Source organism: Achromobacter veterisilvae (genome assembly GCF_037619525.1).
In the GTDB taxonomy this organism is placed as follows: Bacteria; Pseudomonadota; Gammaproteobacteria; order Burkholderiales; family Burkholderiaceae_B; genus Achromobacter; species Achromobacter veterisilvae.
This window is the reverse complement of the sequence record NZ_CP148753.1, coordinates 3,945,470-3,966,568: the sequence shown is the minus strand read 5'-3', so window position 1 is coordinate 3,966,568 and position 21,099 is coordinate 3,945,470. Positions and strand designations below refer to the sequence as shown.

The 21,099-nt window shown below is 68.9% G+C and carries 18 protein-coding genes; 7 read left to right on the top strand and 11 right to left on the bottom strand.

The features are described from left to right. Window positions 1–26: 26 nt before the first annotated feature. The 5 genes from folE (at window position 27) to WHX56_RS18455 (ending at window position 5,531) form a co-directional block, all read left to right on the top strand. Window positions 27–572, top strand: a complete 546-nt coding sequence (folE, locus tag WHX56_RS18475; RefSeq protein WP_042793382.1) for a GTP cyclohydrolase I FolE — start codon at window positions 27–29, stop codon at window positions 570–572. Window positions 573–1,074: 502 nt separating this feature from the next. After that, entirely contained in the window at window positions 1,075–2,103 is a 1,029-nt protein-coding gene (tauA, locus tag WHX56_RS18470; RefSeq protein WP_338878591.1) for a taurine ABC transporter substrate-binding protein, read from the top strand. A 67-nt stretch (window positions 2,104–2,170) separates the two neighbouring features. Further along, the gene (locus WHX56_RS18465) at window positions 2,171–3,010 is read left to right on the top strand and encodes a taurine ABC transporter ATP-binding protein (protein ID WP_129238952.1); all 840 of its coding nucleotides are present in this window, start codon (window positions 2,171–2,173) and stop codon (window positions 3,008–3,010) included. Next, on the top strand, window positions 3,003–3,830 hold the full coding sequence (locus WHX56_RS18460) for an ABC transporter permease subunit (RefSeq protein WP_129238953.1): 828 nt from the start codon (window positions 3,003–3,005) through the stop codon (window positions 3,828–3,830). The genes WHX56_RS18465 and WHX56_RS18460 overlap by 8 nt, the downstream gene beginning before the upstream one ends. 123 nt (window positions 3,831–3,953) lie before the next feature. After that, window positions 3,954–5,531: a PLP-dependent aminotransferase family protein gene (locus tag WHX56_RS18455; RefSeq protein WP_338878590.1), complete on the top strand. Its 1,578-nt coding sequence runs from the start codon at window positions 3,954–3,956 to the stop codon at window positions 5,529–5,531. Here WHX56_RS18455 and WHX56_RS18450 read toward each other — a convergent pair. From WHX56_RS18450 to xsc, 11 genes are all read right to left on the bottom strand, one after another. Then, window positions 5,511–6,914, bottom strand: coding sequence for an NAD(P)/FAD-dependent oxidoreductase (locus WHX56_RS18450; RefSeq protein ID WP_422393602.1), 1,404 nt, complete (start codon window positions 6,912–6,914; stop codon window positions 5,511–5,513). The two genes, WHX56_RS18455 and WHX56_RS18450, sit on opposite strands and share 21 nt — an antisense overlap. Window positions 6,915–6,962: 48 nt before the next feature. Beyond that, window positions 6,963–7,355, bottom strand: coding sequence for a nuclear transport factor 2 family protein (locus WHX56_RS18445; protein ID WP_129238956.1), 393 nt, complete (start codon window positions 7,353–7,355; stop codon window positions 6,963–6,965). Between the two features lie 123 nt (window positions 7,356–7,478). Then, window positions 7,479–8,456 carry a CobW family GTP-binding protein gene (locus tag WHX56_RS18440; protein WP_338878589.1) on the bottom strand — a complete coding sequence of 326 codons (978 nt, stop codon included), beginning with the start codon at window positions 8,454–8,456 and terminating at the stop codon, window positions 7,479–7,481. A gap of 1 nt (window position 8,457) precedes the next feature. Continuing rightward, window positions 8,458–10,107 carry an amidohydrolase gene (locus WHX56_RS18435; RefSeq protein WP_338878588.1) on the bottom strand — a complete coding sequence of 550 codons (1,650 nt, stop codon included), beginning with the start codon at window positions 10,105–10,107 and terminating at the stop codon, window positions 8,458–8,460. A 26-nt stretch (window positions 10,108–10,133) separates the two neighbouring features. Beyond that, window positions 10,134–11,156: an ABC transporter ATP-binding protein gene (locus WHX56_RS18430; protein WP_129238959.1), complete on the bottom strand. Its 1,023-nt coding sequence runs from the start codon at window positions 11,154–11,156 to the stop codon at window positions 10,134–10,136. Next, window positions 11,153–12,154, bottom strand: coding sequence for an ABC transporter ATP-binding protein (locus tag WHX56_RS18425; RefSeq protein ID WP_338878587.1), 1,002 nt, complete (start codon window positions 12,152–12,154; stop codon window positions 11,153–11,155). Before WHX56_RS18425 ends, WHX56_RS18430 begins: the two co-directional genes overlap by 4 nt. Further along, window positions 12,151–13,053: an ABC transporter permease gene (locus WHX56_RS18420; protein WP_287752341.1), complete on the bottom strand. Its 903-nt coding sequence runs from the start codon at window positions 13,051–13,053 to the stop codon at window positions 12,151–12,153. Before WHX56_RS18420 ends, WHX56_RS18425 begins: the two co-directional genes overlap by 4 nt. Then, on the bottom strand, window positions 13,050–14,018 hold the full coding sequence (locus WHX56_RS18415) for an ABC transporter permease (RefSeq protein ID WP_129238962.1): 969 nt from the start codon (window positions 14,016–14,018) through the stop codon (window positions 13,050–13,052). The genes WHX56_RS18420 and WHX56_RS18415 overlap by 4 nt, the downstream gene beginning before the upstream one ends. Before the next feature lie 9 nt (window positions 14,019–14,027). Further along, window positions 14,028–15,605 carry an ABC transporter substrate-binding protein gene (locus WHX56_RS18410; protein WP_338878586.1) on the bottom strand — a complete coding sequence of 526 codons (1,578 nt, stop codon included), beginning with the start codon at window positions 15,603–15,605 and terminating at the stop codon, window positions 14,028–14,030. A 137-nt stretch (window positions 15,606–15,742) separates the two neighbouring features. Further along, window positions 15,743–16,663 (bottom strand): bifunctional enoyl-CoA hydratase/phosphate acetyltransferase, encoded by a 921-nt coding sequence (locus tag WHX56_RS18405; RefSeq protein WP_338878585.1) that lies wholly within the window; start codon window positions 16,661–16,663, stop codon window positions 15,743–15,745. A gap of 81 nt (window positions 16,664–16,744) precedes the next feature. Next, a complete protein-coding gene (gene xsc / locus WHX56_RS18400; protein WP_338878584.1) occupies window positions 16,745–18,556 on the bottom strand; it encodes a sulfoacetaldehyde acetyltransferase in 1,812 nt (603 codons plus the stop codon). 161 nt (window positions 18,557–18,717) lie between these two features. Here xsc and WHX56_RS18395 point away from each other — a divergent pair, with 161 nt between their 5' ends. Continuing rightward, window positions 18,718–19,476, top strand: a complete 759-nt coding sequence (locus WHX56_RS18395) for an IclR family transcriptional regulator (RefSeq protein WP_129238966.1) — start codon at window positions 18,718–18,720, stop codon at window positions 19,474–19,476. A 121-nt stretch (window positions 19,477–19,597) separates the two neighbouring features. Next, window positions 19,598–20,986, top strand: coding sequence for an ATP-dependent RNA helicase DbpA (dbpA, locus tag WHX56_RS18390; protein ID WP_129238967.1), 1,389 nt, complete (start codon window positions 19,598–19,600; stop codon window positions 20,984–20,986). The last annotated feature ends 113 nt before the right edge of the window (window positions 20,987–21,099 follow it).

Below are 21,099 nucleotides of genomic sequence, written 5' to 3'. Positions count from 1 at the left end.
GAGCGCGCAGCCCCCAGGAGTCCCCGATGTCATTGGAAAAGCACTACACCGCCATTCTCGAACAATTGGGGGAGGATCCGTCCCGCGAAGGGCTGGCCGACACGCCGGCCCGCGCCGCCAAGGCCATGCGGCACCTGTGCCGCGGTTATGGGCAGAACCTGGACGAAATCGTCAACGGGGCGCTCTTCACCTCGGACACCCGTGAAATCGTCCTAGTTAAGAACATCGAGCTGTACTCGCTGTGCGAGCACCACATGCTGCCGTTCATCGGCAAGGCGCACGTGGCCTACCTGCCCAACGGCAAGGTGCTGGGCCTGTCCAAGGTGGCCCGCATCGTCGAAATGTACGCGCGCCGCCTGCAGATCCAGGAGAACCTCAGCCGCCAGGTGGCCGAGGCCGTCCAGTCCGTCACCGGCGCCGCCGGCGTGGCCGTCGTCATCGAGGCGCAGCACATGTGCATGATGATGCGCGGCGTCGAAAAGCAGAATTCGTCCATGGTCACCTCGGTCATGCTGGGCGAATTCCACGACAACCCCTCGACCCGGGCTGAATTCCTGAGCCTCATCCGCTAGCGGGATCCGGGTTCATCTTTCGATCTAGGCCGCATGGCGTGTCGCTGAAAGGCGCTGGCGTTGCATGATGGGTGTCAGACACCCTTGCGGCATCCGCGCATACCAACCTCCGTCTCACCAGGGTGTCTGACACCTGCCCGATCTTTCGATCTAGGCCGCGCGGCGTGTCGTTGAAAGGCACTGGCGTTGCATGATGGGTGTCAGACACCCTTGCGGCACCCTCGCATACTGGCCTCCGTCTCACCAGGGTGTCTGACACCTGGCCGAGATGGCGCGCAGCGCACACCCTGCGCAAGAATGGCCGCCCCGCCGCCGGACCGCTCCAAGGCGGGGCAGCCCCCTCGGGGGGCAGCAAGCACGCAACGCGTGCGCAGCGTGGGGGTCCACACTTGGCTCCTACTGATCCGGGCATCTGGACCTAGCGTTCTCGGCGCATACGGGCAAACTGATCACCAGCATGCCGGTCGCGCCGGAGCGCGGCCGTTCCCTCCCGGAGATCACCATGAACGCGATATACCGCCTCATCCGCCGCTGCACCCTGGCCGGCCTGGCCGCCGCGCTGCTGGCCGCTCCCGCCTACGCCCAGACCAAGCTGGTGGTCGGCTACCAGCTCATCGTGGGGCCGTTCCTGTCCGCGATCGCGGACGGCAGTTTCGACGCCGCCCTGAAGGAAGCCGGCTACCAGGTGGACTGGCGCCAGTTCACCTCGGGTGGCGACATTTCCACCGCGCTGGCCTCGGGCAACGTGCCGGTCGGCGTGCTGGGTTCCACCGGCATCACGGCCGCGGCCACGCGCGGCGTGGACATGGAGCTGTTCTGGATCCTGGACAACATCGGCAAGTCGGAAGCGCTGGTGGCGCGCAACGGCTCCGGCATCAACGGAACGGCGGACTTGAAGGGCAAGCGCGTCGCCACCCCGTTCGTGTCCACGTCCCACTTCCACCTGCTGGTGGGGCTGGAGCAGGTTTGGAAGATCAACCCGCGCGACGTGCGCATCCTGAACATGCAGCCGCCGCAGATCGTCGCCGCCTGGCAGCGCGGCGACATCGACGCCGCCTACGTCTGGCCGCCCGCGCTGACCGAAATCGCCAAGACGGGCAAGATCATCGCCGACTCCGAACAGATCGGCGCGGCCAGCGTGCCCACCTTCGACGGCATCGTGGCCGACCGCGCCTGGGCCACCAAGAATCCGAAGTTCATGGCCGCGTTCACCGGGGTGCTGGCCAAGTCCTACGCCGACTACCGGGCCAACGGCGCCAAGTGGACGGCCGATTCTCCGCAGGTCAAGGGCATGGTCAAGCTGATCGGTGGCAAGCCCGAAGACATGGTCGAGGCGCTGAAGCTCCTGGTCTTCCCGACCGCCCAGGAACAGGCGTCCAATGAATGGCTGGGCGGCGGCAAGGAATCGGGCGCGGCGCGGGCGTTCACGGCCAGCGCCAACTTCCTCAAGGACCAGAAGCAGATCGACCGCGCGCTGGGCGACTACAGCCCGCACGTCACGGACAAGTACGCCAAGGCGGCGGCGAAGTAAGCGGCGCCCCGGCCCGGCGGCCGTCCCGCGCCGCCGGGCCGGCGCCGCCCCATCCAGGGGAGCCGGCATGACCATGCAGCATTCCACAAGCACCGCGCAGCGCCTGTGCGCGGAGAAAGTCAGCGTCACCTATCCCGGCATGCACGACAGCGGCCCGGTGATCGCCTTGCAGAACGTCAACCTGACCATCCAGCCGGGCGAATTCGTCGTCGCGCTGGGCGCCTCCGGCTGCGGCAAGACTACCCTGCTCAGCCTGCTGGCCGGATTCCTGTCCCCCACCGAAGGCGAGATCACGCTCGGCGGCAAGCCCATCGTCGGCCCGGGCGCCGACCGCGGCGTGGTGTTCCAGAAGCATGCCCTGCTGCCCTGGCTGAACGTGCTGGAGAACACCGAATTCGGCCTGATGCTGCAAGGCGTGGACAAAGAGACCCGCCGCGCCCGCGCGCGCCGCAACCTGGAACTGGTGGGCCTGCAGGACTTCCACCGCCACATGATCTACCAGTTGTCGGGCGGCATGCAGCAGCGCGTGGGCATCGCGCGCGCCCTGACCTGCGACCCCGCCATGCTGCTGATGGACGAGCCCATGGCGGCGCTGGACGCGCTGACCCGCGAGACCATCCAGGAGTTGCTGCTGGACATCTGGCGGCAGACCGACAAGATGTTCTTCTTCATCACGCACAGCGTGGAAGAAGCGCTGTTCCTGGGATCGCGGCTGATCGTCATGTCGCCCCGCCCGGGCCGGATCACGCACACCTTCACGCCAGACTTCAACCGGCGCTACCTGGAGACCCGCGATGGCCGCAGCATCAAATCCAGTCCCGACTTCATCGACATGCGCGAACAAGTCCTCGGCATCATCTATGGCGACGAACGCGCCTCCGCCTCCCCCCAGGGCGTCCATGTCTAGGAACCGATCCGGGCACAAGCCCGCGGTGCCGGGCACGGTGTACGGCGCGCCGGGCGCGGGCTACAGCGGGCACATCAGCCTCCTCACCAGCCTGGCGCTGATCGCGCTGTGGTTCCTCGTGACCGGCGCCGGCTGGGTGCGGCCGCTGTTCCTGCCGTCCCCCTTCGCCGTCTACGACAAGTTCGTCTTCGCGATGACGGAGGGCGTGGCCAACTCCACCCTGACCGAGCACGCGCTGGCCAGCCTGTCCCGCGTCTTCGGGGCCTTCTTCCTGGCCTGCCTGACCGCCATACCGGTGGGCATCCTGATGGGCGTGAACCGCTACGCGCGGGGCATCTTCGATCCGCCCATCGAGTTCTACCGCCCGCTGCCGCCGCTGGCCTACCTGCCGCTGATCATCATCTGGTTCGGCATCGGCGAATTCCCCAAGATCCTGCTGATCTACCTGGCGATCTTCGCGCCCATGGCGATCGCCGCGCGCGCCGGCGTGCGCTCGGTGTCCATCGAGCAGATCCACGCGGCCTACGCCATGGGCGGTTCGCGCAGGCAGATCGTCTGGCACGTCATCCTGAAGGCCGCCATGCCGGAGATCTTCACCGGCATGCGCATCGGCATCGGCGTGGGATGGACCACGCTGGTCGCGGCGGAAATGGTGGCCGCCGACCGGGGCCTGGGCTTCATGGTGCTCAATGCCGCCCAGTTCCTGGCCAGTGACACCGTGATCATGGGCATCATCGTGATCGGCGTATTCGCCTTCGCGTTCGACCTGCTGGTCCGCTACGTGGAAAAGTTCGCGATTCCCTGGAAGGGACGGGTCTGACCGCCCGGGCAATCCCTCATTCCTTCCCCCATCCGGCTCCTCTATCCTGAGTGGCGGCCCCCGGACGGAGGCGGCGCGCCGCGCGCCGTTTCCGCCCGCGCGGCCTTCACAAGGGGAGCCTTCATGTCCAGCCAGGCCTCGATGCTCAAGCCTGTGTTGTGGGAGCGCCTGTTCGAACGGGAAAGCGCGCCCAATCTCAGCCTGCAGGGCTGCGTGCGCCAGATGCTGGTGTCCGCCATCCTGAGCGGCCACCTGCCGCCCGGCACGCCGGTGCCGTCCAGCCGCCATCTTGCCGACCAGCTTCGCATCGCCCGCAACACGGTCGTCTTCGCGTACCAGCAACTGGTCAGCGAGGGCTACCTGGTGTCGCGGGAACGCAGCGGCCATTTCGTCAGCGACACGGTCATGCAGGGGCATTCCGGCCCGGCGGCCGACGGCGCCCATCCGGCCGACGGCGGCGCGCCCGCCGTGCGCTGGGAAGAGCGGCTGCGCTTCCGGCCGTCCCGGCAACGCAACATCACCAAGCCGCGCGACTGGCAGAAACAGCCCTATCCCTTCGTCTACGCGCAGTTCGACCAGGACCTGTTCCCCACCGCCGAATGGCGCGAATGCTGCATCAAGGCGCTGTCCGTGCTGGACATCCGCAGTTGGGCGCCCGACCTCATCACCCACGACGATCCCGCGCTGATCGAACAGATCCGCACCCAGGTGCTGCCGCGCCGCGGCGTGTGGGCCGACGCCGAGGAAATCGTCATCACCGTGGGCGCGCAGCACGCGCTCTACCTGCTGGCCGACCTGCTGGTCAACGACGACACGGTGGTCGGCATGGAAGACCCGGGCTACCCGGACGCCCGCAACATCTTCGCCAGCCACACCCGCAACCTGCTGCCGATGCCGGTCGACGAACAGGGCCTGTGCACCGGCACGCACCTGCTGGGCTGCGACTATCTTTTCGTCACCCCCGGGCACCAGTGCCCCACCACCGTCACCCTCTCGATGGAACGCCGCCAGGGCCTGCTGGCGCTGGCCCGCCAGGCCGACAGCATGATCATCGAGGACGATTTCGAAAGCGAAAGCCGCTGGGGCGAAGGCGCCATCCCCGCGCTCAAGAGCCTGGACCGCGACGGCCGCGTGATCTACGTGGGCAGCCTGGCCAAGTCGTTCGCGCCGGGGCTGCGCATCGGCTACATCGTGGCGCCGCGCGAACTGACCGGCGAACTGCGCGCGCTGCGCCGCCTGATGCTGCGCCATCCGTCCGCCTATATCCAGCGCGCGTTCTCGCTCTTCATTTCGCTGGGCCACCACCACGCGCTGCTGCGCAGGCAGTCGCAGGCCTACCAGAAGCGCGGCAACGAACTGTCCCGCGCGCTGGCGCAGCACCTGCCCGACTTCAAGGCCATCCCCATCACGGGGTCGTCCTCGTGCTGGCTGCAAGGCCCGCCCTGGCTCGACGCGGCCGAACTGTCCGAGGCGGCCCTGGCCGAAGGCGTGGTCGTCGAACCCGGCGACGTGTTCTTCATGAACGGCGCCCACGCGCCCCGCAATTTCCTGCGGGTGGGCTTTACTTCGATCCGCCCGGAACACATCGAGCCGGGCATCGCCAGGCTGGCCAAGGTCGTCGCCCGCTACCGCGCCCGCGCCGAAGGGAAGCGGGCCGCGGAGGGCCCGGACCTCAACGCCCTAGAGCAATTCGTCTCGTAGGTAGTACCAGCGGTACAGCAGCCCCTGGCCCAGCCGGCGGAACGGCGCGAACGGATGCCCGGGCAAGGGCGAATCGTAGATGGGCAGGTTCCAGGCCACGCCATCCTTGCCCATCATCCGCTGCGCCAGCCGCCTGCCCGCGTGGGCCGAGAACGCCACGCCGTTGCCGCCGTAGCCGAACGCGTAAAACACCGGCTGCGCCGGATCGGGCTGGGTCACGCGCGGCATCATGTCGTGGCTGACGTCCACCCAGCCCCACCAGGAATACGCCACTTCCACGCCCTTCAGGGCGGGGAATTTGCGCGCCAGCCCGTCGCGCAGCAGCGCCAGATGGCGGGGATGCTCCGCGTCGGCGCCCCGCAGGGCGCTGCGGCTGCCGATCTGCATGCTGCCGTCGGGCAGCAGCCGGTAATAGAAGCGCAGGGTCCGCGTATCGGTGATGAACACCGTGCTCTTCAAGCCGGCCGCCTCGCGCTCCGCCGGAGACAGCACGCGCGTCACCAGCGAATTCGACAGCACCGGCATGATGCGGTTGTCCAGCAGGCGGTTGACGCCCTGCGCGGTATAGCCACCGGTGGCGAACGCGACGCGGCGCGCGCGCACCACGCCCCCCGGCGTTTCGAGCAGCACCTTGCCGTTTTCCATGCGCCAGCGCAGCACCGGGCTGCCGGGATGCACGCGCACCCCCAGCTCGCGCGCCTGCCTCAGATAGCCATAGGCCAGCTTCAGCGGATGCACGCCCACGCCGTCGGGCTCGTGCATCGCGCCCACGGCCTCGCGGTCGTCCACGTAGCGCTCGCGCAGCGCTTCCCGGCTGAGCATCTTCGTGTCGTAGCCGAAGACCTCGCGCATGACGCGCGCCTCGTTCTCCAGGAACGCCATCTTCTTCCGGCGATGCGCCGTATACAGGTGCCCGCCCGGCTGCGCGTCGCAATCCACCTGCGCGACCAGGCTCTTCCAGTATTCGAAGCCTTCGCGGATCTCCGCGTCCAGGCGCTTGGCGGTGTCCAGCCCCCAGCGCGCGATCCACTGCGAACGGTACAGCCGCCCCGACGCGTTCTGCCCCTGCCCGCCGTTGCGGCTGGTGCAGCCCCAGACCACTCGATTGGCCTCCAGCACCACCGCCTTCACGCCGAAGTCCCGCGCCAGGGTCAGGGCCGCGGACAGGCCGGTGAAGCCGGAGCCGACGATCACCACGTCGGCGTCGATGTCGCCATCGACCGGGCCGTCGTCCTCGGGCGGCGCGCCGGCGGTCGCGACCCAGTAGGTGGGCGCGTAATCCTGCCCGCGGCCGGGCGGCGACACCAGCGGATCGTAGGCCGGGTTGTACGCGCTGATTGCTGCCCCGCCCGAACGGGCCGGGCCTTCAGGTTGGAAGGACATTTGGGTATCCATGCTGCGGTTCCGGTTGCTGAATGCGAAACGCCGGCCTCAGGACCGCGCCGGCAAGGCTGGCCGCTGCTTGCGGAATGCGTTCTTGACGCGGATCTTGCCGTCCTGGAACGTGAAGACGTCGACCATGTCGGCTTCGACCCTGGACCCGTCCGCCGCGGTGCCGGTGAAGGTGGATTCGGACACGCCCCGGTCTCCGGCGACCCAGTGCCGCCCGTTGCGCCATTGCGCGTCGGGAAAGGCGGCCCATGCCGCGGCGAAGGCCACGCGCACCGCGTCGCGCCCCGCGTGCCGCGTGCCCCATTGTTCGGGTCCGCCCACGGTTTCGAATACGCAATCGTCGCTCATGAAGGACATCAGCGCGTCGATATCGTGGCGGTTCCAGGCCGCCGCGAATTCGGCCAGCATGTCCGCGGTGACGGTCTTGTGCATTGCGTACCTCCGGTAGAAACCGGCGCGGATTGCGCCAGCGTTCACGATCCAAGGTAAGTGAGCCGCAAGGCAGGGTCTAGAACCAGAAAAGGGAAATCGCTTGCACCAGAACGGACGCCGGCGTCAGGCCGCCGCGGGCGCGAGCCATGCCGCCACCGCGTCCGGATCGACGGCCCCGCGCAGGCCGATCAGTACCAGCGCCGGCTCCGCCAGGCCGGCCGGCGGCGTGGCCCGAGTGTCGTAGCGCACCCGCCGTCCCGCCAGTTGCACCAGCACCAGACCGTGCCGGTCCGTGCGCACCCAGCCCTTGGCGCGCAGCAGCGGCCGCGGCAACTGCCTCAGCCGCTCGGCCAGCCTGTCGGCGTCGAGCATGGCCGGCGCCCGCCACAGCCAGCTCTCGAACGGATGGCCCGGGTCCTCGGCCGGCGGGCCGGCCCCGTGCGCGGGATGGCCGCAATCCTCCATGCCGCAATCGTGATGCGCGGGATGCCCCGCGGGTTCTCCGAGCAGATAGCGCAGGTCCACGCGCCCTTCCCTCGCCTCGATGACGGGCGCGCCGCCCGTCGCTTCGTCCAGCCAGGCCCGCAACGGCGCGCGCTCCCGCGGCGGCGCCAGGTCGGTCTTGTTCAGCACCAGCAAGTCGGCGGCCTTCAGTTGGCGCCCTATGGTGTCGGCCAGCAGCGGATCCGCGGCCAGCGCGCGCACGTTCGCGGCATCGGCCACGACCACCACGCCCTCCAGTTGCAGCATCGGATCGGACATGCCGACCTGCGCGATGCGGGCCGGATCGGAAACGCCGCTGGCCTCGATCACGATCCATTCGGGCAGGGGGTCCAGCGCCAGCACGCGCGCCAGCGCGTCGTCCAGTCCCCCCGCCATCGAGCAGCAGACGCAGCCGTTGGCCAGCCGGATCACTTCGTCGGCGCGCTGCGCGATCAGGCCCGCGTCGATATCGACCGGCCCGAAGTCGTTCACCAGCACCGCCGCGCGGCGGCGGCTGGCGGCCAGCACGTGGTTGAGCAGGGTCGTCTTGCCGGCGCCCAGGAAACCGCCCACCACCGTCAGCGCGATGCGCGCGGGCGCCGCGCCTTGCGCCGCCATGTCAGCCCTCCCGCAAGGCCAGGGGCCTTCCGCCGATGACAGTGCCCGCCACCGGCACGTCCTTCAATCCTTCCGCCGGGACGGCCAGGGGATCGTCCTCCAGCACGCAGAAGTCCGCGTACTTGCCCACTTCGATCGAACCCACCAGGTGGTCCAGATGCAGGGTGTAGGCCGCGCCCAGCGTGACGGCGTGCAGCGCGGCGTCCACGCCGATCCGCTCCGATTCTCCCAGCACCCGCCCCGAGGAGGTCCGGCGGTTCGCCGCGCACCACGCGGTGAACAGCGGCCCCAGCGGCGTGATCGGCGCGTCCGAGTGGATCGAGAACGGCACCCCCGCGCGCGCGGCCGTGGCGCAGGCGTCCATGCGGTTGGCGCGGTCCGGCCCCATGGTCAGCGCATAGTGCGCATCGCCCCAGTAGAAGATGTGGTTGGCGAAGAGATTGGCGCACATGCCCAGGCTGGCCATGCGCCGGAACTGGGCCGCGTCGGCCATCTGGCAATGCTGCAATGTGTGGCGGTGGTCGCGCCGCGGGCTGCGGCGCAGGGCCCGGTCCACGGCCTCGATCGCCAACTGCGTGGCCTCGTCGCCGTTGGTGTGGATGTGCAGTTGCACGCCCGCGTCGTGGTACGCCTGGACCAGCGTGTCCAGTTCCGACGGCGCGATGACCCAGATGCCGTTGGGCGCGCCGTTGTAGTAGCCCGGCCAGCGCACCCTGGCCGTAAAACCCTGGATCGACCCGTCCACCACCAGCTTGACCATCCCGAAATGCAGCTTGCCGTGGTTCAGCCGCCGCGCCTCCTCCAGCTTCGCCAGGCAGCGCGCCGGATCTCCGGCATACGTCAGGGCCGACGCGGCCGGCACGATGCGCACGGGGTAGTCCGGTTCGGCGGTGACGCGGGCCAGCGTCGCCAGCCCCTCGTCGCCCAGTTCGTTGACCAGGTCCGTGGCAGTGGTGACGCCCGCCCATTGCGCGACCTTGCCGAACATGCGCAGCCCGTCTTCCGACACGCCGACCGTGCGGAACGGGCTGCCGATCAGGCGCATGACCGGGAACATGGCCGCGAATTCGCAGAGTTCGCCGCTGGGCTCGCCGTTCTCCATCCGGGTCACGCCTTCGATATCGGTATCGCGGTCGATGCCCGCCCGCGCCAGCATCGGCGTATTGACGTTCATCAGGTGCATGCTGGCGTGCATGACCACGACCGGCCGCCGCGGGGACACCGCGTCCAGGTCCCGGACGTCCATCCGCCGCCCCTCGAAGAAGATCGGATCGAAGCCCCAGCCGATCAGCGTCGCGTCCGGCGCCAGGGCGCTTTCGGCCTCGCGCAGCCGGGCGGCGACAGCCTCGAGACTTTTCAGCCCCTCCCAGAGCCGGCCGTCGGGCCCGCGCCGGTCGTAGAAGCCGACATAGACGAACTTCCACATGCCGCCTTCGGGCAGATGGCAATGCCCTTCCACCAGGCCCGGCATCAGCACCTTGTCCGCATAGCGGTCGTCGATTTCGGCTGGGCCCCAGCCGGCCAGCGATTCCTTGCTGCCCACTCCCAGGATGCAGCCGTCGCGCACGGCGACGTGCGTGGCCCGCGGCTGGGCCGGATTCATGGTCAGGATGCTGCGCGCGGCATAGATGGTCGTGGCAGGCTGGGTCATCTGGCTCTCCTCGGAGTCTCTTGGGTTCAACCCCGCAGCGGCGACTCCAGGACGCCTGCGCGGAATTCGACGAAATGGCAGGCCACGCGGTGGCCCGGCACGACTTCGCGCAACGCCGGCTCGCGCGCCGCGCACAGTTCCTGCGCGGCCGGACAGCGGCCGGCGAAGCGACAGCCCGGCGGCGGATCCACCGGGCTGGGCGGGTCGCCCGACAACCGCACCCGCCTGGCCGCGAGTTCGCGCCCGCCCTTGACCGTCGGCACCGCCGACATCAGCGCGACGCTATAGGGGTGCAGCGGACGCGAGAAGAAAGCCTCCCGCGAGGTCTGCTCGATGATCTTGCCCAGGTACATCACGGCGATGTCGTCGCAGATGTGCTCGACCACCGCCATGTCGTGGGAGATGAACAGAAAGGACTGCCCCTGCTCGCGCTGGATCCGGCGCAGCAGGTTCAGGATCTGCGCCCGGATGGCGATGTCCAGCGCCGATACCGGTTCATCGCAGACGATCAGGTCGGGCGCGCTGGCCAGCGCCCGGGCCACGTTCAGGCGCTGCCGCTGCCCTCCGGAAAACTGGTGCGGAAACAGTTGGCGCTGCTCTGGACGCAGCCCGACCAGTTCGAACATCCGGGCCACGCGCGCCTCGCGCCCGCCAGGCGGATCGATGCCCATCAGGTCCAGCGGCGAACGCACGATGTCGCCGGCGCGCTGGCGCGGATTCAAGGACGAATACGGATCCTGGAACACCAGTTGCAGGCGCCGCCGCATGCGGCGCAGGTCCGCGCCGCGCAGTGCGGTCAGGTCGGTTCCGTCGAAGTGGATGGAGCCCGCGGTCGGGTCGGCCAGGCGCAGCACGGAAAGCGCCGTGGTGGTCTTGCCCGAACCGGACTCGCCCACGATCGCCAGGGTGCGTCCGCGCTCCAGGTCGAACGACACGCCGTCCACGGCCTTGACGACGACCGGCTTGCCGTCGCGTCCGCGGCCGCCGATGGGGAAATGCACGGCCAGGTCCCGCACCGACAGCAAGGCGGGGGCATGCGGCTGCGTCATGGCGCCGTCTCCGGGTAGAGCCAACAGGCCACTTCCTGCGCGCCGCCCACGCGGGTCAGCGGCGGGAAGGCGTCGCGGCAGCGGGGCATCGCCTGGCCGCAGCGCTCCAGGAACGGACAGCCCGCGCCGCGCTCCCAGACCGACGGCACCACACCGGGAATCTCCGGCAGGTCCGGACGGATATCGCTGGGCTCGCGGTCCAGTTCGGGCAGGCAGGCGATCAGCCCGCGGGTATAGGGGTGGCGCGGATGCGCCAGGATTTCACGGACGCCGCCCTGCTCCACCACCCGCCCGCCGTACATGACCACGACGCGGTCCGCCATTTCCGACACCGCGCCCATGTCGTGCGTGATCAGCAGCACCGCGGTGCCGCGCCGCGCCTGCTGTTCGCGCAGCAGGTCGAAGATCTGCGCCTGCACCGTCACGTCCAGCGCGGTGGTGGGCTCGTCGGCGATCAGCACGTCGGGGTCGCAGGCCAGCGCGATGGCGATCATCACCCGCTGGCGCATGCCGCCGGACATCTGGTGCGGATAGTCGTCCACGCGCCGCTCCGGCAAGGGGATCCCGACGGACTTCAGCATGTCGATGGCGCGTTCGCGCGCCTGGGCCTTGCCCAGCCCCTGGTGCAGCCGCAGCGGTTCCGCGATCTGGTCGCCCACCGTGTACACCGGGTTCAGCGCGGTCATGGGCTCCTGGAAGATCATGGATATCTTGTTGCCCCGCACCCGGCGCATGGCCTCCTCGTCGTGGCCGGCCAGGTTGTCGCCGCGCAGGCGCACGCTGCCGGCGCCGATCCGGCCCAGCGGCGGAATCAGCCGCATGATGGCCAGCGCCGTCATGCTCTTGCCGCAGCCGGACTCGCCCACCAGGCAGAGCGTTTCGCCCGGACGCAGTTCGAAGCTGACCGCGCTCAGCACCTCGGCCACGCGCCCCCGCGCCCGGAACTCCAGGCTCAGGCGGTCCACCTCGAGCACGGGCGGCTGTTCCACCGCGTTCATGAGCGTCCCCGCGAGTTCGGATTCAGCGCGTCGTTCAGGCCGTCGCCGATCAGGCTGACCGCCAGCACCGTCAGGAAAATGGCCGCTCCCGGCAGGGTCACGGCCCACCAGGCGGTCAGGATGTAGGGCCGGTTGCTGCCTATCATGAGCCCCCAGCTCATGATGTTCGGGTCGCCCAGCCCCAGGAACGACAGGCCGGCCTCGAACAGGATCGCCATGCCGATGGCCAGCGTGGCGGACACGATCAGCGGCGCCAGCGCGTTGGGCAGGATCACCCGCCAGATGATCCGCGCGTCGCCCGCGCCGATCACCCGCTCCGCCAGCACGTATTCCCGCCGCTTCAGCCGCAGGAACTCGCCGCGCGCCAGCCGCGCCGTGCCCGTCCAACTGACCACGCCGATCGCGACCGCGATGGTCGCCAGCGACGGCGAGAACAGCGTCACCAGCACCATGGCGAACAGCAAGGTGGGCAGCACCTGGAAGAACTCGGTGATGCGCATCAGGGTTTCGTCGACCCAGCCGCCGTAATAGCCCGCCAGCGCCCCGACGGTCAGGCCGATGGCCATGGACAGCACGGCCGCCACCACGCCCACCAGCAAGGTGGCGCGGCCGCCGTACACCATGCCGGTCAGCACGTCGCGTCCCAGGTAGTCGGTGCCCAGCAGCGCGTCCGCGCCCGGCGGGCTCATCGGCGCCCCGGCGATTTCGAAGGGGTCCGCCTCCATCGCCATGGGCCCGAAGATCGTGACCGCAAGAATGGCGGCCAGCAGCAGCACGCCGGCCACCGCCGAGGGATTGCGCGCGAACACCCGCAGGGCTTCGTAGGATTGCCGCGCCGGCGGCCGCGTTGCCGCGCCCGCGGGAGCGGCGATGGGAACGGCGGGAGGAACCTGGCTCATGTCGTCTTGATCCTGGGATCGATCAGGCGATAGGCCAGATCGGTAAGCTGGTTCATCACCACCACGAGCAGCGATGCGAACAGCAGAATCCCCAGCAGCGTGGGGTAGTCGCGCCTGAGCACGGAATCGAACGCCAGGCGTCCCAGCCCGGGCCAGTTGAAGACCGTCTCCACCAGGATGGCGCCCGCCAGCACATTGCCGAACTGGAGGCCCAGCATGGTCACCACCGGCAGCACGCCGTTGCGCAGCGCGTGCTTGTACAGCACCGACCGTTCCGGCAGGCCCTTGGCCCGCGCGGTCCGGATGTAGTCGGCCGACAGGGCCTCCATGACGCTGGCGCGCGCCAGCCGGCTGTACTGCGCCAGGTACACGAAGGCCAGCGTGAAGGCCGGCAGCACCAGGTGGTGCAGCACGTCCAGCACGCCCGCCCACCCGTCCTGCGGCCCGCCGGCGGAACGCATGTCGGACACCGGGAACACCGGCAGGACCGACGCGAACAGGAGGATGAGGATGATCCCGGTCCAGAACACCGGCGCGGAATAGCCCACGACCGACAGCAGCGTGATGCCCTGCGACAGCGGCCCGTTGGGCTTGCGCGCGGCCAGCGTGCCCAGCAGCGTGCCGGCCACGAACGCGCCCAGCACCGAAGTCACCACCAGCAGCAGCGTGGCGGGCACGCGCTCCCAGATCAACTGGGCCACGGGCACGTTGAAGAAGTAGGAATAGCCCAGGTCGCCGCGCAGCACCTGCGACAGGTACAGGCCCAGTTGCACCGCGAAAGGCTTGTCCAGCCCGTACTGCGCGCGCAGTTGCGCGCGCAGTTCTTCGCTGATGCCGCCCATCGATCCGGCGATCGTCTCGACCGGATCCCCAGGCGAGATATGGATCAACAGGAAGTTCAGCGTCACCACGGCCAGCAGCAGCACCAGCGCGTAGGCGAGGCGGCGCAGGAGATAGCGCGTCATGGCGGCCCCCTACTGCAAGTAGGTGTCGTCCATGGGCGACATGACGCCCCAGATCCCGTCGGGCAAGGCGTGCACTTTCTTGGACGCGAGCGTATGGTATGGGATGACGGTCAGGAAATCGATGGGCAGGTCTTCGGTGACGATGCGCTGGAATTCGCCGTACAGCGCCCGGCGCTTGTCCACGTCGGTCTCGGTGCCCGCCTGCTCCAGCAGGGCGTCGACCTTCGGGTTGGCGTAGGACTGCGTATTGGTCCAGATGATGTCGCGGATATTGCTGGACAGATAGGTCCGGTGCACGCCGATGACCGGATCGCCCCAGTTGAAGACGATGTCGGTGGTCATGTCGAAATCGTGGCTGGCGATGCGCTTGGCCCAGGTCGGGAAGTCCGGCGACGCGCGCACCTGCACGGCGATGCCCACCTTCTTCAACTGGCTGCGCAGGTACTCCGCCACGTTCTTGCCCTGCACGTCGGAGCCCGGCATGTAATCCACGGTGAGCGCCAGGCGCTCACCCTTGCCGTCCTTCTTGAAGCCCGCCTCTTCCAGCAGTTGCTCGGACTTCTTCAGGTCCAGCGGATACTTCACGACGTCCTGCGTGGCGAACGGACTCGTGCCGATGATGGGGCCGTCGGCGGGCTTGGCGAAGCCCGCGTTGAGCGCCTTGGTGATGAAGCCCTTGTCGACCGCGTAGGCGATGGCCTGGCGCACCCGCAGGTCGTTCAGCGGCTTGCGCGCCGTGTTGAAGGCCAGCCAGCTCAGCGCGCCGATGCCTTCATAGCCCTTGCTGGTCATGGTGAGGGCCGTGTTGTCCTTGGCGCGCCGCAGGATGGTCGGCTCGGTCATGAACGGCAAGGCGGCGATATCCCCGCGCTCCAGCCCGATCAGCAGGTTGGTGGCGTCCGGGTTGATCTTCACGACGATCCGGTCCAGGTAGGGCTTGCCCGGCAGGAAGAACTTGTCGAATTTCTCCAGCACGATTTCCTGGCCCGGCTTGAATTCCTTGAACTTGAACGGCCCGGAGCCGATCACGTTGGCCGAATTGCGCGGATGCGTCTTGAGGTCCTGGCCGTCGTCGTAGATGTGCTTGGGCAGCACCGGCATCAGGGCCGGCGACAGCGCCAGCAGGATCGCCGGGTGCGGCTTGCTCATGCGCAGCACGGCCGTGTAGGGATCCGGCGTATCGACGGCCTCGACGGGCGCGAACATGGTCTGGAACGGATGGTTGTTCTTGACCGCCATGACCGAGAACGCCACGTCGGCCGAGGTCACCGGCTTGCCGTCGTGGAACAGGGCGTCCTTGCGCAGGTGCAGCGTCAACGACTTGCCGTCCGGCGCAAGCTCCCAGGATTGCGCCAGGTAGGGCTGCGGCTTCCAGTCGGCGTCGTAGCGCAGCGGGCTGGCGAACAGTTGCGCGCTGGGCAGCGCGGTCGCGGTGCCAGACTGCACCGCGCCGTTCAGGTGCCGCGGCACCTGCGTCGAACCGATAACCAGCGTGCCGCCCGGCTTGGGAGCGTCCGCCGCCACGGCCGCGCCGGCCATGGCCAACGCGGCCAGCATCGTGGTCAAGCATTTTCTTGCGCTGCGCATGTTCTACCCCTTGGCGTTCTGTGTCTTGAACCATTCAACGGATGGCCTTGGAAGTAGCGTAGCGAGCCAGCGGGTCAGGGCTTAGTACCAAACCGCCGGACTTTTTGGAGCCAGGCGCCATCCCGGACCCGCGGCGGTCAGGCGGCGAGCGCGCGCGCATAGAGCGCGGCCACCGCGCAACTGTTCACGCGGGCCAGCATGGAATCGGAGCGGCTGGTCAGCAGCACCGGCACGCGCGTGCCCAGCACCAGCCCGGCCGTGCCCGCGCCGGCCAGCCAGGTCAGTTCCTTGTAGAGCATGTTGCCGGCCTCGATGTCCGGCACCAGCAGGATGTCGGCGTCGCCCGCCACGCGCGAGACGATGCCCTTCTGGTCCGCCGCCACGCGCGAGATGGCGTTGTCGAACGCCAGCGGGCCGTCGATATCTCCGCCGCGGATCTGCTGGCGGTCGGCCATCTTCGACAGGGCCGCGGCGTCCAGCGTCGCCGGCATCGACGGATTGACCGACTCGGTGGCGCACAGCACCGCGAGCTTGGGCCGCTCCACGCCCAGCGCGCGCGCCAGGTCGATGGCGTTCTGCGCGATGTCCGCCTTTTCCTGCAAGGTGGGCGCGATGTTCACCGCCGCGTCGGTCAGGATGAAGAGCTTCGGATACGCCGCCACCGCCATCACGAACGCGTGGCTGATGCGCCTGTCGGTGCGCAGCCCGGCGTCGCGCGCCACCACGGCCGACATGAAGTGATCGGTGTGCAGGCTGCCCTTCATCAGCATGCGCACCGCGCCGTCGCGCGCCAGGGCGGCGGCCGCGCAGGCCGCCAGCTTCTCGTCGTCCGGCGTATCGACTACTTCCAGTGCGTCTTCGGCCAGGCCCGCCTCCGCCATCAGGGCGTACAGCCGGCGCGCCGGCCCCACCAGCACCGGCTCGATATAGCCGGCGTCGCGCGCCTGGACGGCGGCGCCCAGACTCGTGGGGCACAGCGGATAGGCCACCGCCGTGCGCAGGCGTCCGGCCGACAGCGCGGCGCTGCGCAGCGGCTCGAACAATCGATCGCTTTCCATGTGTTGCTCCTGCCGCGGACGAGCCGCAAGGACTGGCGGGGGAATCCCGGCGCGGACGGCGCCGCGCCGGGCCTGTCGCGGTCAGCCCCTGACGGGATCGATCGGCAGCGGCACCTCGCCCGGACTGAACGGCTGGTTCACGTAGGGCTTGTACTTGTCCAGGAAGCGCACCGGCTGCTTGAGGGCGTCGCGCCGGAACGGGTCGCCCAGTTCCTGGCTCACCATCATCTCCAGCACGGTGGTCTTGCCCTCGGACTGCGCCCGGCAGGCGGCCTGCAGCGCCGCGCCCACCTGGTCGGCATGCTCCACGCGGATGCCTTCCGCGCCCATGGCCCGCGCCAGTTCGGAGAAGTTCGGATTCTTCAGGTTGCTGCCGACGAAGCGGCGCCCGTAGAAGTCCACCTGGTTCTTCTTCTCGGCGCCCCATTGGCCGTTGTGGAACACCACGGCCGTCACCGGGATCTGTTCGCGCACGCAGGTCAGCAGTTCCTGGAAGCTCATGCACCAGGCGCCGTCGCCCACATAGGCCACCGCCGGCCGGTCGGGCCGGCCCAGCTTGGCGCCGATCAGCGCCGGCAGCGCATAGCCGCAGTTGCCGAAGCTCATCGCGGCCAGCATCGAATTCGGCTCGTCGAAGCGCAGATAGCTGTTGGACACCGAGCAGATGTTGCCGATGTCGGTGGACACCATCACGTGCTTGGGCATGGCGCGCTCGAGTTCGCGCAGCATGCGGCGCGGATGCATGCGGCCGCCGCCGTGCTCGATGATGTCCAGGCTCCAGTCGTCGCGCTCGTGCGACCAACTGTCCAGTTCCTTTTCCCACTCGGCCTTCTGCGCCGCGATCTGTTCGCCGCGCGCCGCCTTGGTGCGCGCGCTGGCCACGTCGCGCCCCTTCAGCTTGGCGGTCAGCGCGGCGGCCGCGGGCTTGGCGTCGCCGCAGATGCCCACCGAAACCGGACGCACCAGGCCCAGCATGCGGTGGTCGGCGTCGACCTGGATGATGCGCGCGCCCTGCGGCCAATAGTCCAGCCCGTGTTGCGGCAAGGTGCCGAAAGGCCCCAGCCGCGTGCCCAGCGCCAGCACCACGTCGGCCTGCGACAGCAGCTTCATGCCGGCCTTGGCGCCCTGGTAGCCCAGCGGGCCGCACCACAGCGGATGGCTGGCCGGGAAGGCGTCGTTGTGCAGGTAGCTCGTCACCACGGGCGCGCCCAGCAGTTCGGCCAGCGCCACGCATTCGGCCTGCCCGTCGGAAAACAGCACGCCGCCGCCCGCGACGATGACGGGGAACTTGGCCTGCGCCAGCAGCGCCGCCGCCGCCTCCAGGTCCTCTTCGGCGCCCGGGCCGCGGCGGACGCGGCGCGGCTCGGGAATGGCCACGTCGATCTCGCCGTAGAAGTAATCGCGCGGGATGTTCAGTTGCGTCGGCCCGCGTTCGGCCAGCGCATTGTCGAAGGCCTTGGCCGTGAATTCGGCCATGCGGTCGGGCCGGTTCACGTGCGCCTGGTACTTGGTGATGCGCGAAAAGATCGGCAACTGCTCGGTTTCCTGGAAACCGCCCAGGCCCATGCCCGAGGTGCCGGTCTCCGGCGTGATCGCCACCACCGGGCTGTGCGCCCAGTAGGCGGCGGCCACGCCGGTGACGAAGTTGGTGATGCCCGGGCCGTTCTGCGCGATGCACACGCCGTGGCGGCCGGTCACGCGCGAATAGCCGTCGGCCATGTGCGCGGCGCCCTGCTCGTGCACCGTCGGCACGAAGCGGATGCCCGCGGCCGGGAACAGGTCCAGCGCGTCCATGAAGGCCGAGCCGACGATGCCGAATACGTCCTTGACGCCCTGGGCGACCAGCGTTTCGACAAACGCTTCGCTGGGGGTCATGTGTTGCTTGCTGCTCATGGTCTCTCTCCTGGCAGGCCGGCGCGTGTCGGATTGCATATTGGCCGGCGTGATCCGATACTGCAGCAGAACGCCCGCCGATCCCACCCCATGGCGTTTCATTTTCTGCAAAATCCGTGCGAGGATAGGGCTCACACCGCCGAATCTTCAATTATTGAAAGATGAAAGACGAATCCTCCGCGGCGCTGCGCGCGCTGGCCCTGCTGGAACAGGTCGCCCGGGCCGGGCATCCGGTATCGCTGGCGGCGCTCACCGAGGCCACGGGCCTGCCCAAGCCGTCCGTCCTGCGCATCCTGTCGCGCCTGGTCGATGCCGGCATGCTGCTGCGCGAACCCGCCGGCAAAAGCTACGTCAGCGGCCCCCGGCTGAGCGCGCTGGCCCGCGACACCCTGCTCAATTCGCCGCTGCGGGGCGAACGCCACCGGATCCTGGACAGCCTGGTCGACGAAATCGGCGAAACCTGCAACTGCACCATGCTGGACGGCGACGAGGTCATCTACCTGGACCGCGTCGAAACCGCCTGGCCGCTGCGGGTCAACCTGCAATCGGGCTCGCGGGTGCCGCTGCACTGCTCGGCCAGCGGCAAGCTGTTCCTGGCGCATATGCGGCGGGAAGCGCGCGAACGCCTGCTGGCCGCCGCGCCGCTGCCGCGCTACACGCCCAATACGCTTTGCGACGTGGCCACGCTGGAGCGCGAATTGCGCGCCATCAAGAAAGAAGGCGCCAGCTTCGACCGCGAGGAATTCCTGCTCGGCATCGTCTGCATGGCGGTGCCCATCCTGCACGGCACGCGCGCCATTGCCGCCGTGGCGCTGCACGCGCCGGTGGCCCGGCTGTCGATCGACGGCGCGCGCGCCTGGCTGCCGCGCATGCAGGAGGCCGCCCGCAAGCTGGCCGGCACCTACGAGCCGCAGGCATAGCCGGCGGCGGCTCGTGTCCGCCGCGGGCTACGCCTGCCCAAGCGGTACACTCTGGGACGCACCGGACATTCCGTCCCCGCCGCGCGCCCCGCCCGGCGAAAAGCGCCTTTTTCCCCTTATTGTGACCAACAGCTCCTTCACCTCCCTGCCCCTCTTGCCCGCCCTGCTCGGCAATCTGCAAAGCCTGGGCTTCGAGCAAATGACGCCCATCCAGGCGCAAAGCCTGCCCTTGATCCTGGAAGGCCGCGACCTCATCGCGCAAGCCAAGACCGGCAGCGGCAAGACCGCGGCGTTCGGCCTGGGAGTGCTGCAGAAGCTGGACCCCGCCCGCCTCGCGCCCCAGGCGCTGGTGCTGTGCCCCACGCGCGAACTGGCCGACCAGGTCGCGCAGGAATTGCGCCGGCTGGCCCGGCAGATCGCCAACATCAAGATCCTGACCCTGTGCGGCGGCGCCGCCGCGCGTCCCCAGGCCGAATCGCTGGCCCGCGGCACGCACCTGGTCGTGGGCACGCCCGGCCGGATCCAGGACCACCTGGCGCGCGGCAGCCTGGACCTGTCCGGCCTGAACACCCTGGTGCTGGACGAGGCCGACCGCATGGTCGACATGGGCTTCTACGACGACATCGTCGCCATCGCCTCGCATTGCCCGGCCAAGCGCCAGACCCTGCTGTTCTCGGCCACCTACCCCGACAACATCCGCAAGCTCGCCGCGCGCTTTCTGCGCAACCCCGCCGAGGTCAAGGCGGAATCCCAGCACGACGCCAGCCGCATCGAACAGATCTTCTACGAAATCGACGACCGCGACAGGCTGGACGCGGTGGCGCGCCTGCTGGCGCATTTCCGGCCGGCCTCCACGCTGGCGTTCTGCAACACCAAGGTGCGCAGCCACGACCTGGTCGAACGCCTGCAGGCCGAAGGCATCAGCGCCCAGGCGCTCAATGGCGACCTGGAACAGCGCGAGCGCGATGAAATCCTGATCCAGTTCGCCAACCAGAGCTGCGCCGTGCTGGTCGCCACCGACGTGGCGGCCCGCGGCCTGGACATCCAGAACCTGGGCGCCGTCATCAACGTGGACGTGACGAAGGACACCGAAGTCCACGTGCACCGCATCGGCCGCAGCGGCCGCGGCGAACAGAAAGGCCTGGCGCTCAGCCTGTGCTCGCCCGACGAAATGCGCTGGGCGAACCTGATCGAGCAATACCAGGGCGCGCCGCTGGTCTGGGCCGACATCAAGTCGCTGCGGCCCAAGGCGGACCGCCCGCTGCGCGCGCCGATGATCACCCTGTGCATCCAGGGCGGCAAAAAGGACAAGCTGCGCCCCGGCGACCTGCTGGGCGCCCTGACGGGCGACGGCGGCCTGGCGTTCGAACAGGTCGGCAAGATCAATATCTCCGAGTTCGTCTCCTACGTCGCGCTGGACCGCCAGATCGCCAAGCAGGCCTTCTCGCGCCTGTCCAACAGCAATATCAAGGGACGCCGCTTCCGCATGCGCTTCCTGGAGGAGTTCTGAGCGCCTCCCGGCATCCGTAAGCATTTGTTGAAAAAGCGTCGCGGCGCCACGACAAATGCTTGATGGTTTTGCTCGGGTTTTGCCATAATGGCCCAGCCCGTCCCCGGTTCGCG

Coding starts and splice junctions, on each gene's coding strand:
- folE (WP_042793382.1), top strand. CDS start 27: ATGTCATTGGAAAAGCACTACACCGCCATTCTCGAACAATTGGGGGAG.
- tauA (WP_338878591.1), top strand. CDS start 1,075: ATGAACGCGATATACCGCCTCATCCGCCGCTGCACCCTGGCCGGCCTG.
- WHX56_RS18465 (WP_129238952.1), top strand. CDS start 2,171: ATGACCATGCAGCATTCCACAAGCACCGCGCAGCGCCTGTGCGCGGAG.
- WHX56_RS18460 (WP_129238953.1), top strand. CDS start 3,003: ATGTCTAGGAACCGATCCGGGCACAAGCCCGCGGTGCCGGGCACGGTG.
- WHX56_RS18455 (WP_338878590.1), top strand. CDS start 3,954: ATGTCCAGCCAGGCCTCGATGCTCAAGCCTGTGTTGTGGGAGCGCCTG.
- WHX56_RS18450 (WP_422393602.1), bottom strand. CDS start 6,914: ATGTCCTTCCAACCTGAAGGCCCGGCCCGTTCGGGCGGGGCAGCAATC.
- WHX56_RS18445 (WP_129238956.1), bottom strand. CDS start 7,355: ATGCACAAGACCGTCACCGCGGACATGCTGGCCGAATTCGCGGCGGCC.
- WHX56_RS18440 (WP_338878589.1), bottom strand. CDS start 8,456: ATGGCGGCGCAAGGCGCGGCGCCCGCGCGCATCGCGCTGACGGTGGTG.
- WHX56_RS18435 (WP_338878588.1), bottom strand. CDS start 10,107: ATGACCCAGCCTGCCACGACCATCTATGCCGCGCGCAGCATCCTGACC.
- WHX56_RS18430 (WP_129238959.1), bottom strand. CDS start 11,156: ATGACGCAGCCGCATGCCCCCGCCTTGCTGTCGGTGCGGGACCTGGCC.
- WHX56_RS18425 (WP_338878587.1), bottom strand. CDS start 12,154: ATGAACGCGGTGGAACAGCCGCCCGTGCTCGAGGTGGACCGCCTGAGC.
- WHX56_RS18420 (WP_287752341.1), bottom strand. CDS start 13,053: ATGAGCCAGGTTCCTCCCGCCGTTCCCATCGCCGCTCCCGCGGGCGCG.
- WHX56_RS18415 (WP_129238962.1), bottom strand. CDS start 14,018: ATGACGCGCTATCTCCTGCGCCGCCTCGCCTACGCGCTGGTGCTGCTG.
- WHX56_RS18410 (WP_338878586.1), bottom strand. CDS start 15,605: ATGCGCAGCGCAAGAAAATGCTTGACCACGATGCTGGCCGCGTTGGCC.
- WHX56_RS18405 (WP_338878585.1), bottom strand. CDS start 16,663: ATGGAAAGCGATCGATTGTTCGAGCCGCTGCGCAGCGCCGCGCTGTCG.
- xsc (WP_338878584.1), bottom strand. CDS start 18,556: ATGAGCAGCAAGCAACACATGACCCCCAGCGAAGCGTTTGTCGAAACG.
- WHX56_RS18395 (WP_129238966.1), top strand. CDS start 18,718: ATGAAAGACGAATCCTCCGCGGCGCTGCGCGCGCTGGCCCTGCTGGAA.